General features: G+C 64.4%; 11 protein-coding genes, 4 tRNA genes and 2 pseudogenes. 3 read left to right on the top strand and 14 right to left on the bottom strand.

What is annotated here, in order from left to right:
* Positions 1 to 21: 21 nt before the first annotated feature.
* The 6 genes and pseudogenes from ACYVGK_RS11655 to ACYVGK_RS11630 all read right to left on the bottom strand — a co-directional run bounded on the left by ACYVGK_RS11655 (position 22) and on the right by ACYVGK_RS11630 (position 5452).
* The gene (locus ACYVGK_RS11655) at positions 22 to 438 is read right to left on the bottom strand and encodes a hypothetical protein (RefSeq protein WP_460733837.1); all 417 of its coding nucleotides are present in this window, start codon (positions 436 to 438) and stop codon (positions 22 to 24) included.
* Between the two features lie 66 nt (positions 439 to 504).
* A complete protein-coding gene (locus ACYVGK_RS11650; protein ID WP_460733835.1) occupies positions 505 to 1692 on the bottom strand; it encodes a hypothetical protein in 1188 nt (395 codons plus the stop codon).
* 24 nt (positions 1693 to 1716) lie between these two features.
* Positions 1717 to 2349, bottom strand: a pseudogene (locus ACYVGK_RS11645) (CpsD/CapB family tyrosine-protein kinase); the annotation flags it as partial.
* 141 nt (positions 2350 to 2490) lie between these two features.
* A pseudogene (locus ACYVGK_RS11640) lies at positions 2491 to 3861 on the bottom strand (GumC family protein); the annotation flags it as partial.
* Positions 3858 to 4475 (bottom strand): polysaccharide biosynthesis/export family protein, encoded by a 618-nt coding sequence (locus ACYVGK_RS11635; protein WP_460733833.1) that lies wholly within the window; start codon positions 4473 to 4475, stop codon positions 3858 to 3860. The pseudogene ACYVGK_RS11640 and the gene ACYVGK_RS11635, both read right to left, overlap by 4 nt.
* A 149-nt stretch (positions 4476 to 4624) precedes the next feature.
* On the bottom strand, positions 4625 to 5452 hold the full coding sequence (locus ACYVGK_RS11630; protein ID WP_460733831.1) for a tyrosine-protein phosphatase: 828 nt from the start codon (positions 5450 to 5452) through the stop codon (positions 4625 to 4627).
* A 174-nt stretch (positions 5453 to 5626) separates the two neighbouring features.
* Here ACYVGK_RS11630 and ACYVGK_RS11625 point away from each other — a divergent pair.
* A tRNA-Val gene (locus ACYVGK_RS11625) sits at positions 5627 to 5701 on the top strand.
* 71 nt (positions 5702 to 5772) lie between these two features.
* The gene (gene arsC / locus ACYVGK_RS11620) at positions 5773 to 6123 is read left to right on the top strand and encodes an arsenate reductase (glutaredoxin) (RefSeq protein ID WP_460733829.1); all 351 of its coding nucleotides are present in this window, start codon (positions 5773 to 5775) and stop codon (positions 6121 to 6123) included.
* A gap of 39 nt (positions 6124 to 6162) precedes the next feature.
* On the opposite strand, the gene ACYVGK_RS11615 is transcribed toward arsC, so the two are convergent.
* Positions 6163 to 7785, bottom strand: coding sequence for an FMN-binding glutamate synthase family protein (locus tag ACYVGK_RS11615; protein WP_460733827.1), 1623 nt, complete (start codon positions 7783 to 7785; stop codon positions 6163 to 6165).
* Between the two features lie 49 nt (positions 7786 to 7834).
* Positions 7835 to 9115: a nucleotide sugar dehydrogenase gene (locus ACYVGK_RS11610; protein ID WP_460733825.1), complete on the bottom strand. Its 1281-nt coding sequence runs from the start codon at positions 9113 to 9115 to the stop codon at positions 7835 to 7837.
* A 148-nt stretch (positions 9116 to 9263) separates the two neighbouring features.
* Between ACYVGK_RS11610 and ACYVGK_RS11605 the strand changes: the two genes are divergently transcribed.
* Positions 9264 to 10067 carry an isocitrate lyase/PEP mutase family protein gene (locus ACYVGK_RS11605; protein WP_460733823.1) on the top strand — a complete coding sequence of 268 codons (804 nt, stop codon included), beginning with the start codon at positions 9264 to 9266 and terminating at the stop codon, positions 10065 to 10067.
* A 19-nt stretch (positions 10068 to 10086) separates the two neighbouring features.
* Here ACYVGK_RS11605 and ACYVGK_RS11600 read toward each other — a convergent pair.
* The 6 genes from ACYVGK_RS11600 to ACYVGK_RS11575 all read right to left on the bottom strand — a co-directional run bounded on the left by ACYVGK_RS11600 (position 10087) and on the right by ACYVGK_RS11575 (position 13524).
* Positions 10087 to 10173: transfer RNA gene (locus ACYVGK_RS11600), tRNA-Leu, on the bottom strand.
* A gap of 60 nt (positions 10174 to 10233) precedes the next feature.
* Positions 10234 to 10307 (bottom strand) — tRNA-Cys (locus ACYVGK_RS11595).
* A gap of 101 nt (positions 10308 to 10408) precedes the next feature.
* Positions 10409 to 10484, bottom strand: a tRNA-Gly gene (locus ACYVGK_RS11590).
* Positions 10485 to 10573: 89 nt separating this feature from the next.
* Entirely contained in the window at positions 10574 to 11155 is a 582-nt protein-coding gene (pgsA, locus tag ACYVGK_RS11585) for a CDP-diacylglycerol--glycerol-3-phosphate 3-phosphatidyltransferase (RefSeq protein ID WP_460733821.1), read from the bottom strand.
* A complete protein-coding gene (gene uvrC / locus ACYVGK_RS11580) occupies positions 11152 to 13011 on the bottom strand; it encodes an excinuclease ABC subunit UvrC (RefSeq protein WP_460733819.1) in 1860 nt (619 codons plus the stop codon). The genes pgsA and uvrC overlap by 4 nt, the downstream gene beginning before the upstream one ends.
* A 33-nt stretch (positions 13012 to 13044) precedes the next feature.
* Complete coding sequence (locus ACYVGK_RS11575; RefSeq protein WP_460734425.1) at positions 13045 to 13524, bottom strand: low molecular weight protein-tyrosine-phosphatase; 480 nt, start codon at positions 13522 to 13524, stop codon at positions 13045 to 13047.
* Position 13525: the final 1 nt, after the last annotated feature.

The following is a 13525-nucleotide window of genomic DNA, read 5'->3' as shown; positions in this document are numbered from 1 at the left end:
CTTGCCTCTATATCCCTTGGGTCAGGGACTGGATGGCTTATCGTCACTGCCACCGCCGCCGCCAGCAGCACCCGCGACCAGCAGCGCCGCGGCGCCACCGGCCATCAGGTAGTACTTGGTGTCCGAAGTGCTGGCAACGACCGGGCTGCGGCAAACCGGAGCCTTCTCGCTGATGGTGTACGGCTTGCCGGCTTCCACCTTGACGGTGCAGCCGTTGTCGTAGGTCACCTTGGCGATACCGTCGCTGACGCTGACCAGGTCACCGGCCTTGGCGCCGACGCTGGAGTCGGAAGGCACGGCAACGTCACCGACCTGCGCCGAACCGGACGCCTGGACGGTCACTGCGCCCTTCGCGCGAACCAGCACATCGGGCTGCTGCGCGGCAGCGGCGGTGCCGATTGCGAAAGTGGCGACGAGGCCGAAAACCACTTGCTTCATTCCGTACTCCAAAAGGTGTGCTGTTCATCACACTGCAGGACGAGAAGAATAAGGCCAACCGTTTCGTCACTGCAAGTACGAATTTCTCAGTCGATTCAAATGGATGGCATCGAGCCGCAGGGTCCCGGAGACCATCCGCTCCTGAAGGGATCGCCCCAGGTACTGCAGGCGCAGCACCTGCCCCGGGCACCCTGTCTCTGGAATGTCGAAGGTCCCCGAGCTGTGCACCCAGGACGGCGCCTCGGCCGGCAGCGGAAGGCTCAGCCGGGGTGCCTCGACGCCCATACAGGCCACTTCGATCGCAAATGGGCGGGTGGCGTCTGTACCGTTCTCCACGGCAAGGTCCAGGCGATAGTTACCGGGCCCCAGCGCCAGCGACTGCTCCAACCCCGGCGCCGCGACCGCCCGGCCTGCGAAGGCGAAAGCGAGTGCATATCGGCCCTCAAGCGGGGCGGCATCGTCGTAGACCACCGCGAGCGCGGGTTGCTGGGCAATGCGCCAGCCGTATCCGCCGTTGATGTCGGGGTGTTCGAACCCGCCATCGAACAGCCACGCATCACCTCCGCTACGGGCCTGTTGCGGGAGCGATTGCAGCCAGGCCGAACGTGCCTCCGTGTCACGCCCCAGGCGCCCCAGCAGCGCGATGCGGGCATCGACTTCGGCGGGTAGCAGCTCGGTTCGAGCCGCGAGACGCTCCAGCAGTTCCGCCGCTGGTTCTGCGGGGGTCTGCGGCGCCGTCAGCGCGGCGGCCAGCGATGGTCGCCAATCCGGGGCATGCGCGAGGCGCTCAAGCAGTGCGCTCTGGACTTCCTCATGCGGAAGCAGGAGCACCAGTCGTTGCAGCATGTCGTCCCTGACCCGGGTATCGACTCTTAGCAATGCATCCACATGTTGCATTCCGGTTTCGACATCACCCTCCGCGAAGGCGTGGTCGATCGCGGCGGCCCGCGCCAATCGGTCGCGCGGCGCCCTGCGTACGGCGATTTCATTGAGCGTCTGAGCCTGCCCGGTGTCGGCTTGTCCCTGCGCGAGGACACGAAAAGCGCGACCGTCGATCGGATGCACGCGCAGGATCCTTCCTGCCAGCGCCACCTTGGCCGGATTACCTTCGACCACCCCGTCATCGATCGCCCGGATCTGCCGATCCGGCCCCTGGGGGGAACCGATGGTGGCATCGACATGCGACAGCCCGATCGCCATCCACGCCCCAACAACCACCAGACAACCTGCAGCGGCGATGCGTAGCAGCTTCATCTCCCGCCCCATCCGTCGTTCACGTCAGCGCGAATCGCCGCCGTAGTTGTAGTACGTGTAGCCGCCGTAACCGTAACTGTCGCCCTTGCGCAGGTCGAAACGTGTCAGCACCGAACCCAGCACACGTGCGCGCGCGGCGAGCAGGCGCTGCATTGCTCCCTGCAGCGCGTCGGTACGGGTCTGCTCGGCGGTCGCGACCAGCAGCGTGGCTTCGGCGCGGTGGGCCAGCAGCGGTGCGTCGGCAAGTCCAAGTACCGGTGGGCCATCGAGCACGACCATGTCGAAGTGCTGGCGCAGCGATTCAAGCAGTGCTGCCAAGCCATCGCCCGCAAGCAGTTCCGGGGGGTTCGGCGGCAGCGGACCGGAGGTGATGACACTCAGGCCCTGGTCTTTGGTCGCCTGCACGGCCGCTGCCGCATTGGCGGCACCAGCCAGAATGCTGGACAGGCCCGTGGCATTGGGCGCGCCGAACAACTTGTGTACGGAAGGATTGCGCAGATCGGCATCCACCAGCACCACACGCTTGCCCAGCTGCGCGATATTGCGCGCCAGTTCCATCGCCGTCGTGGTCTTGCCCTCGCCGGGACCCGCGCTGCTTATCAGCAGGCTATACGGCAGGCCATGCGTGGTAGCGAACTGCAGGGCCGTGCGTACCGAACGATAGGCTTCCGCAAATGGCGAGCGGAGATCCGTGGATGCCTGCGCCGGGGTGACCCCGTTGCCCAGTCGTGGGATGACACCCAACACCGGACGATGCGTAAGGGTTTCCAGGCTCTTGGGCGTATGGATGGTGCGATCGAGGTACTGGCGTGCAAACGCGGCGAGTACACCCAGCATCAGGCCCGCCAGCAGACCGAGGGCGAGGTTGCGGAACAGGCTCGGCTTGTACGGCGCCTCGGGCACCTGGGCACGATCGACGACGAAGATGTTGTTCGCACCGACACCGCCGGCGACACCGATTTCCTTGTAACGCTGCAGCAGACCGTCGTAGAGCTGCCGGTTGGTCTCGGCTTCGCGCTTGAGGATGTTGTACTGGATGCTGCGGCTCTGCAGATCCAGTACGTCGCCCTTGAGGCCGCCGATGCGCTCGTCCAGCAGCGTTTCCTGTGCCTTCGCGGCGTCGTAGCGCGCCTTCACCGAGGCCCTGATATTGGCGACCGCACCGGCGATCTGGCGGTCGATTTCAGCGATCTGCCCGCTGAGGCGGAGCATGTCCGGATAGTCGGGTTTGAAAGTACGCAGCTTCTCCTGGTACTCGGCCTGCACCTTGGAGCGCTCTTCGCGCATGCGCTGGATCAACGCATCGCCGACGACCTGCGGCAGGCCCATGCCATCGCCCTGCGACGCCTGCGTCCACTCGGCTTCGGCACGGATGCGCTCGTCCTGCGCCTTGGCCAGCGACGCGTTGAGTTCGGACAGGTTCTGCGCCGAGAGCGACGGCTTGTCCTCGCCGACGGAAACGATCTGCTCCTGCGTGGCGAAATGCACCAGGGCCTTTTCGGAATCCTCGAGCTTCGCCTTCAGCTGCGCGAGGCGCTCTTCAAGGTACTTGCGCGCGTACGACGAAGCCTCGAACCGACGTTCCAGGTTGGAAGCGATATAGGCCTGGCCCCAGGCGTTGGCGATCCGCGCGGCAATCTTGGGATCGGGCGAGTCGGAATTGATACGCACCAGGCGCGAGTTGCGCACCGGTTCGATGTTCAAGTCACCGAGCAGGATGTCGGCCAGCGCGCGTTGCCGCTCCTGCTGGCGCTGCGTAGCCGGCGACTCGTCACCGACGCCTTCGAGCAAGGGCTTGAAGTACGCGTCCTCGGTCAGGTTGAGATCCTGCACCACGCGCAGTGCCAGGCTGTTGCTGCCGAGCAGTTCGTACTGGGTCTGGTAGAAGTCGTCGCCGTAGTAGCCCTGCTCCTGCGGGACCACGCCTTCGACATTCACAACCTGCAGGCTTTCGCGTTCGATCTGCAACAGGGACGAGGCGCGGAAAAGCGGCGTCGCCAACAGCGTCAGCACGACGACCAATGCCACGACACCGGCCACGATGCCCGAAACCAGCCAGCGGTTATCGCGCAGGATGTTCCAGTACTGGAGCAGATCGATTTCGTCGGAATCGCGCTCGCTCTGCGGCGCATCCGTCAGACCCATGCCTGAATGCCTTTCCGTATTCATCTATTGGTGTTGTCGTAGTAGACCCACGCCGTCAGGATCGGCGCGAGCTGGATGAAGCGCTTGAGCCAGATTTCACCGGCAGATTCGTCGACCACGATGACGTCGTCGGCAAGGATTTCGGGATCGTCGTTGCGACCGTCGCGGATGGCCTGCAGGTCGAAGCGCGCGACCAGACGCTTGCCTCCGGCACGGCGGAAGACGACGACGTTGTGCTCGTTGGCGGTTTCGCTAAGGCCTTCGGCGAGCGACACCGCCTGCAACAGCGAAAGGCGCGAAGTCATCGGGAAGATGCCGGTCTTCTTGACCGCGCCGTTGACCGTCACGCGCTGGCTGGCGAATTCCTTCACGAAGACCGTGATCTGCGGATCCTGCAGATAGTGAGCGCGATAGCGGGTGGCAATGTCCTGCTCCAGCTCGCCGACGGTGCGTCCGGCGGCGCTCACCGCGCCAACCAGGGGCAGCGAGATCTGGCCGGCGTTGTTGACGCGCACCTCGCGGTCCAGGTCCTTGATCTGGAACACGGTGATGGCGATCAGGTCCTGCGGGCCGATGCGGTACTCGCTGCGGTCCCCGGAAATCGGGGTGGCCTCAGTCTGTGGGAAGGACTCGGGCAAGTGGGGCTTCCCCGTACTCGCGCAGGCAGACATCAGGAACAGGAGGCAAGCCGCCACCGCACCTCGGACAAAATTCTGCAAGACCTTGACCCCAAAACAAAAACCGCATCACACATTATGCCCGTACGGTGGTGTCTCCACCAACCCGGTCACCGGCCGCGCAGGCTCCGGAGGAACTGTTTGAAGCCGCTCCCGTCGCGTACCGGGGCAGGATTTTCGGGTACGAAGCCGGCGGTTGCGTGCAACGGCGGGGGCAACTGCTCAGGCCCTAGGTCGGCAACGACACCCTGCGGACGGGTCCTGACCATATGCTCGGCTTCCGCTATCCCCACCAGCTTGCCTGCCGCCTCTCGCGCCTCGGCAAGCAATGGCGGTCGGCGCACCGGATGATGCGCATCGGTGGCCAGGACCATGCAGTGGCCTTCTCCCACGAAGCGCTGCGCCCAGTACTGGACCCGGCGCCCAAAGCGTCCAGTCAGCGCACCTGCGGTGATCTGCATCCAGGCGCCCCGCTCGCTCAAGCGCGTGAACGTCGAATAGTGAGATTCGATCCAGGTCAGCCGTTCAGGATGGGTGATCACGGGTACGAAGCCAGCGGCCATCAGTTCGAAGATGGTCTCTTCGAATCGCGGCGGCGCGACATGGTGGGGCGGTTCGAGCAACAGATAGCGCGATTGCGCCAGGGTCGGCACGCGGCCGGCGCGGATGGATGCCGCCAGATCCGGATCGATGTGAACATCCGCGCCTTCCAGCAGACGGATCGGAATCTGCTGCTGATCGAGCTCTGCCTGGAAGGACGCAACGGCGGCACGAATGCTCTCGGCCGTATTTTCGTAAAGACCGGGATAGATATGCGGCGTGCAGGCGATCGTCCTGATGCCATCGGCGGAGGCGATCCGGGCCATCTGCAACGCCATTTCCAGGTCGGTTGCACCGTCGTCGATACCTGGGAGGATGTGGCAGTGCAGATCGAGCATGGCGATTCACCTTCCGGCGCATGAGTTTACTGCGCGCCCGCTGTGGCGTTGGCTAGTGACAACGTCGAGCTAAAGCCACGATATCTTCACATCGTCGCCCAACCTCTGGCTTGCGCCGCCCGGTTTGCTGTATAGTGCGCGGCTCCCGGGGCTCCGGAAGGAAGCACCCAACTCGGGCGGTTAGCTCAGCGGTAGAGCATTGCCTTCACACGGCAAGGGTCGCAGGTTCGAACCCTGCACCGCCCACCAGATTCGACGAAGCGCCGGCGCAAGCCGGCGCTTTTGTTTTGTGGCGACTGAACCTGCTATCGGAGCCTGCGATGGACGACACCCGCCTGTATCACAACCCGCGCTGTTCCAAATCCCGGGGCGCGCTGGAACTGCTGAACGAACACGGCATCCAGCCACGTGTGATCGCCTACCTGGACACGCCGCCCGACGCCGACGAACTGCGCGAACTGCTGGGCATGCTGGCCCTGCCCGCCCGCGCCCTGCTGCGCACCGGCGAGGACGAATACGCCGCGCTTGGCCTGGCCGACCCGTCGCTGTCCGAGGAAGCCCTGATCGCGGCGATGGTCGCGCATCCGCGTCTGATCGAACGTCCGGTCTTCGTCCATCGTGGTCGCGCGGTCATTGGTCGCCCGCCGGAACAGGTGCTCGAACTGCTGTAATTTCCACCGCGCCGTTGCGACTCTGCGCGACTCGCGGCGTCACCGGGACTTGCTTTCGCGCATCCGTCGCACCCGTTCGGGCGGCGCGAACGAATCGCTGCGCGATTCGGCCCAGAACGCCTTGAACACTGCGTGGTCCGGTACGCGCCACAACAGCTCGCCGGGTTCCAGGAATTGATACAGCGCGGCCAGCGAGCGCACTTCGATCGGCGATACGCGACGCAGGATGTGCTCGGGCCCGATCTGGCCAGGATGATCCAGTCCCGCAGCCGCCAGCAGGTCGCGCAGTGCCTGCAGCGTGTGCTGGTGGAAATTGGACACACGCGTGGCCTTGTCTGGCACGTCGAGGTGTTGCCAGCGTGTTGGATCCTGGGTCGCCACGCCCGTCGGGCAACGATCGGTATGGCAACTCAGGGATTGGATGCAGCCCAGCGCGAACATGTAACCGCGCGCGGCATTGCACCAGTCCGCGCCCATGGCCAACGTGCGGGCGATATCGAACGCACTGGTGATCCTCCCGGCTGCGCCGATGCGGATGTCGCCGCGCAGATCCAGCCCCACCAGGGTGTTGTGCACGAGCATCAAAGCCTCATGCATCGGCACACCGACATGATCGATGAATTCGGAAGGCGCCGCCCCCGTGCCGCCTTCCGCGCCATCGACGACGATGAAATCGGGCAGCACACCGGTCTCGTGCATCGCCTTGGCAATTCCGAACCATTCCCAGGGATGACCGATCGCCAGCTTGAAGCCGGTCGGCTTGCCGCCGCTGGCTTCACGCAGTCGCGCCACGAACTGCAGCAGTCCCGCCGGCGTGTCGAACGCGCTGTGCTGCGCAGGCGATACGCAATCCACGCCCATCGGCACGCCGCGCGTCGCCGAGATTTCCGCACTGACCTTCGCCGCCGGCAGTACGCCGCCATGACCGGGCTTGGCGCCCTGCGACAGCTTGATCTCGATCATCTTCACCTGGGGATCGGCGGCCGCGCGGATGAAACGATCGAGGTCGAACCTACCCTGGTCATCGCGACAACCGAAATATCCCGATCCGATCTCCCAAACGAGATCACCGCCGTTTTCGCGGTGGTATGGCGAAATCGAACCCTCCCCGGTGTCGTGATAGAAACCGCCGAGCTTCGCGCCCTTGTTCAACGCGCGGATCGCGTTCGCCGACAGCGAGCCGAAACTCATCGCGGAGATGTTGAACACGCTCGCTGAATACGGATGCGCGCTGTTCTGGCCGATCGTGACGCGGAAGTCGGAGGTATCCGGATGCGTGGGCGTGATCGAATGGTTGATCCATTCGTAGTCGGTTCCGTACACGTCCTGAAGCGTGCCGAAGGGCCGAGTGTCGTTGACCGACTTCGAGCGCTGGTAGACGAGCGCGCGTTGCTGGCGCGAAAACGGGACTTCCGCGGTATCGGATTCGATGAAGTACTGCCGCATTTCCGGACCGATCGATTCGAGCCCGTAGCGGAAGTGCGCCAGCAGCGGGTAGTTGCGTCGCAAGGTGCTGCGCTTTTGCAGCAAGTCCGCCGTGCCCAACGCCGCCAGTAGTCCGAATACGAGCGCCGCAATCCACCATCCGCCGCCCAGCCACATACCGGCAACGAGGGCGACGACGAACAGCATCAGACAAGCGGTGTAGGTGGCGTAGCGCATGACCTCTCCGATTCCTGCGGAATATGCCCGGCGGCATGTCTAGTAAGGGTTACAGCCTCGCGTCCACACTGTCGCGCGGGTACAGGCTCTTGATGTCGTACAGCAATGCGTTGGGACGGCCGTAGCGGCGCGCGCCTTCCGCACCCGAAGCGCGGTACTGGTCGTGCGCAACGGCGAGCACGACGGCATCGTAGACGCCTGTCGCAGGCTCGGAAGTCAGCACGTCGACGCCATATTCCTGCCGGGCGATCGCCGGATCCACCCACGGGTCGTGAATGTCGACCTGCACGCGGTATTCGCGGAAGCGCTGCGCCAGGTCGATCACGCGCGTATTGCGCAGGTCCGCGCAGTTTTCCTTGAAGGCCAGCCCCAGGATCAGGATGCGCGAACCGGAAACGGCGATGTCGCGCTGGATCATCAGCTTGATGACTTCGTTGGCGACATGCTCACCCATGGCATCGTTGATGCGGCGACAGGCAAGCAGGATGTCCGGGTAGTACCCAGCCTGCTGGGCCTTCTGGATCAGATAGTACGGATCGACGCCAATGCAGTGGCCACCCACGAGCCCGGGACGGAACGGCAGGAAGTTCCACTTGGTTCCCGCGGCTTCCAGCACTTCGGTGGTGTCGATGCCGAGCGCCTGGAAGATCAGGGCAAACTCGTTGGCGAGCGCGATATTCGCGTCGCGCTGGGTGTTTTCGATCACCTTTGCCGCTTCGGCCACACGCAGGCTGGACACCTTGTGCGTTCCCGCGGTGATGATGCTGCGGTACAGGGCGTCGACGAAATCGGCGATTTCCGGCGTCGAGCCCGAAGTGACCTTGGGAATATCGACGAGGCGACGCTGGCGATCGCCCGGATTGATGCGCTCCGGGCTGTAGCCGACGAAGAAATCCACGTTGAAGCGCAGTCCGGAAACCGCCTCCAGCTGCGGTACGCAGATCTCTTCCGTTGCCCCCGGATATACCGTGGATTCGTAGATCACCGTGTCGCCGCGCGCCAGCAGCCCTGCGATGGCACGGCTGGCCGCGATCAGCGGCGTGAAATCCGGACGCTTGTGTTCATCCACGGGCGTGGGCACGGTGACCACGTAGACATTGCAGTCGTGCAGTTCGCTGACATCTGCGCTGAATCGCAGTTTCGTCGCCGCGGCGATTTCGCCGGCGTTGCTTTCGTGGTTGCCATCCCTGCCCTCGCGCAGGTCGCCGATTCGACGCGAATCGATGTCGTAGCCGACGGTTTCGTAGTGTTTGCCGAATTCGATCGCCAGCGGCAGTCCGACGTAGCCCAATCCGATGATGGCGATGCGCGCATTGCGAGGATCCAGCATTCGTCCCTGCTCCCGGCCCGGCGTGGCCACTTGGGCCAATTCTAGGGTGTGCCCCGACGAAATAGGACAACAAAGATCTACGTCCGAAAATGGCGAGTGCCGGCGCGGCAGTCATGACAACATGTTCCGATCACAGCGGAGACCATCCATGGACCGTAGTCACCACTTCACCGCTTTCCGCCAGATGCACCACGAAGGAATCCTGGTGCTCGCCAATGCCTGGGACGCCGGCACCGCGCGACTGATCGAAAGCCTTGGCGCACGGGCGATCGCGACCACCAGTGCCGGCGTCGCATGGGCGAACGGCTATGCGGATGGCGACCTGCTGCCGATTCCGCGACTGCTGTCCACCGTGACCGGAATCCTCGATGCGATCCAGGTGCCGCTGACCGTGGACATCGAGGGTGGCTATTCCGAGGATCCGAAAGCCGTCGCCGAACTGGTGACGCAACTGGCCGGCATGGGCGTCGCAGGAATCAATCTCGAGGACGGCGCCGCGGAACCGAGCCTCCTCTGCGCGAAGATCGAGGCGATCAAGAGTGCCTGCGCCCAGTGCGGAACCGATGTGTTCATCAATGCGCGCACCGACGTGTACCTGCGCAGGCTGGCACCGGCGGAAGCGCGCGTGGAGAAGACGCTCGAGCGCGAGCAGTTGTATCGCGCTGCCGGCGCGGACGGACTGTTCGTTCCCGGCATTGCCGATCATGCCGAGATTGCCGCGGTCGTCGGCGGCGCTTCGCTGCCCCTCAACGTGCTGGCGCGCGCGCAACTGCCGAATGTCGCCGAGCTGCAGTCCTGGGGTGTGCGTCGTTTGAGCGCGGGATCGGATATCGCCGAATCAGCCTACCGCCGCGTGGCGGTGCTGGCCGGCGATTTCCTGCGCGACGGCCTGTCCGCGCCGTTGTCGGCGGATGCGATGCCTTATCCGGAACTCAACGCGCTGTTCGCGTGAAGCGCGCAGGCTGAATCGGTGGTGCCTGGGGCGGGACTCGAACCCGCATGGGGTCGCCCCCGGCGGATTTTAAGTCCGCTGCGTATACCGGTTTCGCCACCCAGGCATGGGCGCAAGCTTACATACACAAAAAAGCCCGGCAATGCCGGGCTTTCTTGTTTGAAACTGGAGGCCTCGAGCGGAATCGAACCGCTCTAAACGGATTTGCAATCCGGTGCATAACCAATCTGCCACGAGGCCGGATGACACTTCGATTCTGTCACACCGAGAGTGTTTCTAAAACACCATCGATGCCTGAACCGAAAAAGACGAAGCCCCGCGAACGGGGCTTCGTATGAAACTGGAGCGGGAAACGAGACTCGAACTCGCGACCCCGACCTTGGCAAGGTCGTGCTCTACCAACTGAGCTATTCCCGCGGAAGAGCCGTCATTTTAGGCATACAAACGGCAGTGTCAACACCTGAATGCAAAATCCCCGCGCATTCGGCCCGCCGGATGTATGTGCTTCAGGAACCACGCGCGTCCTCACGCAGGGTCGGCCAGGCCGCATGCAGATACGCCAGACCCGACCAGAGGGTCAGCAGCGCGGCCACCGCCAGCATCCAGTCGCCGATGACGAACGGAATACTGGGCTTATCGCCCAACTTGTCCGGCACGAAATACAGCAGGATCGTCAAAGCCACCATTTGCACGATGGTCTTGATCTTGCCGATGGAGGCGACCTTCACCTTGGCGCGCTGTCCCAGCTCCGCCATCCATTCGCGCAGCGCGGACACCGCGATTTCGCGGCCAATGATCACCGCCGCCCACAACGCCATCCACGGCGTCGGATGCTTCTGCACGATCAGCAGGAGCGCCACGGCGACCATCAGCTTGTCCGCCACCGGGTCCAGGAAGGCACCGAATGCCGAGGACTGGTTGTAGGCACGCGCGATCCAGCCATCCAGCCAGTCCGTGACCGAAGCCAGCACGAATACGAACGCCGCCGCGAAGTTCGTCCACTTCCAGGGCAGATAGAACACCAGGACCAGCACCGGGATCAGCACGATCCGCAGCAGGGTCAGCATGGTGGGAACGGTTAACTTCATTCGCCCTTCGTCTCCGCAGTTTCCAGTCCGTGCAGGGAAGCATAAATGCGCTCGGCCAAAGCCGCATTTACACCCTCCACCCGCGCAATCTCCTCGACGCCGGCGGCCTTGAGGCCACCTAGGCCGCCGAAGTGCTTCAGCAGGGCCGCGCGGCGGCGCGGTCCAATACCGGGAATATCCTCCAGACGGCTGGTACTGCGCGCCTTCTGGCGGCGACCGCGATGCCCGGTGATGGCGAAACGGTGCGCTTCGTCACGAACTTGCTGGACCAGCTGCAAGGCAGGCGATTCCGCACCGGGGTGCACGATACGGCCGTCGGGAAGCAACAGCTCCTCATCGCCCGGGCGTCGCGCCGGCCCCTTGGCCACGCCGACCAGGGTCACGCCCTCCACGCCCAGATCGTCCAGCGCGGCACGCGCCTGCGCTACCTGGCCCGCGCCGCCATCGATCAGTAGCACATCCGGCATCACGCCCTGCTCTTCCACGGCACGGCGGAAACGACGCTCGATCGCCTGATGCATGGCGGCGTAGTCGTCGCCGGGCTCGATGCCGGCGATGTTGTAGCGACGATATTGGCCACGCACCGGGCCTTCGCTGTCGAAGACGACGCAGGAAGCGACCGTGGCTTCGCCCATCGTGTGGCTGATGTCGAAACACTCGATCCGCGCCGGCAAGGCCGGCAGACTGAGCAGATCACGCAATGCCTCGGCGCGCGCACGCTGGGCCATATGACTGGTGCGTTCGCTGGCCAGCGACATCTCGGCGTTGCGGCGTGCGAGATCGACGTAGCCGGCGCGTTCGCCGCGCACGCTGGTCTTGATCTGGATCTTGCGCTCGCCGGTCAGCGAGAGCGCTTCCTCGATCAGTTCCCGATCGGGAATATCGCGATCGAGCACGATCTCGCGTGGCGGCGCCTGTTCGGCGTAGTACTGCGATACGAAGGCGGCCAGTACTTCGGCCGGATCCGTGCTGCCGCCGGTCTTGGGAAAGAACGCGCGCGTGCCGAGATTGCGACCATCGCGGAAGGCCAGCAGCAACACGCACGCCGCAGCGTCCTGCATCGCCACCGCAAGCACGTCGAGCTCGGCCGCACGACCGTCGACGTACTGTCGCGCCTGCAGGCTACGGATCGACTGCATCAGGTCGCGCAGGCGCGCGGCTTCCTCGAACTCCAGTTTCTCGCTGGCCGTTTCCATCGCCTTGCCCAGCTCGTTGCTCAGCTCGTCGCTGCGGCCGTCGAGGAACAGGCCGGCGCGACGCACACTTTCCGCGTAGTCGTCCGCGGGCACCAGGCCCACGCACGGAGCGCTGCAGCGACCGATCTGGTGTTGCAGGCAAGGCCGCGAACGGTTGCGGAAGACGCTGTCCTCGCAGCTGCGCAGGCGGAACAACTTGTGCATCAGGTTGAGCGTCTCGCGCACCGCGCCGACGCTGGCATAGGGGCCGAAGTAACGTCCGGGGACGGCTCGAGGCCCGCGATGCATGGCGATGCGCGGCCAGGCTTCGTTGGTGAGCAGGACGTACGGATAACTCTTGTCGTCGCGCAGCTGTACGTTGTAACGCGGCTTCAGCGACTTGATGAGCTGGTTCTCCAGCAGCAGCGCTTCGGTCTCGGTACGCGTGACCGTCACCTCCATGCGCGCGACCTGCGCCAGCATGGTGGCGATGCGCGGCGACTTCGGCGAGGCATTGAAGTAGCTGGCGACGCGGTTCTTCAGCGCGCTGGCCTTGCCGACATACAGCACCGCCTCGTCGGCCGCGATCATCCGATACACGCCCGGCACGGTGCTCAGGCCTTTGACGAAGGCCTTGCCGTCGAATACTGGGGTGTTGGAAGTCATCGGATCTGCAGACATCGGCTCACTATCTAGTGCCGATTATGCGTGACCTCAAGCGGTGCGGGACCTCACCGTGGCCTCCAGGCGCGTGACGACACCCAGGGCCGCGCGATCGAGCATCCGCCATACCGCCTCGAAATCCTCCGCGTCACCGGTGTACGGGTCGGGCACTTCCGCATCCGCCACGCCGGCCCAGTCGAGCAGCAATGCGCACCGGGAATGCGCTTCCGCAGGCCCGCGTACCAACACGTCACGCAGGTTGCTGCGGTCGGCGCACAGCAGCCAGTCGTGATTGGCGAAATCCTCGCGGGACAGCTGACGCCCCCGCAGACCGGCGATATCGACACCGTGCCTCGCAGCGGTCGCGATTGCCCGCGGATCAGGCGGCTGCCCCACATGCCAGGGACCGATGCCTACCGAATCCAGAGTCACCTGGCCCGCCAGTGAGGAAGCCTCGATGCGTGCGCGGATCACGCCCTCCGCCATCGGCGAACGACAGATGTTGCCGAGGCAGACGACGAGCAGGCGCACC

It is taken from the genome of Lysobacter tyrosinilyticus, from assembly GCF_054779815.1.
The sequence above is the reverse complement of the archived record's forward strand: the minus strand, read 5'-3'. Positions and strand labels throughout refer to the sequence as shown.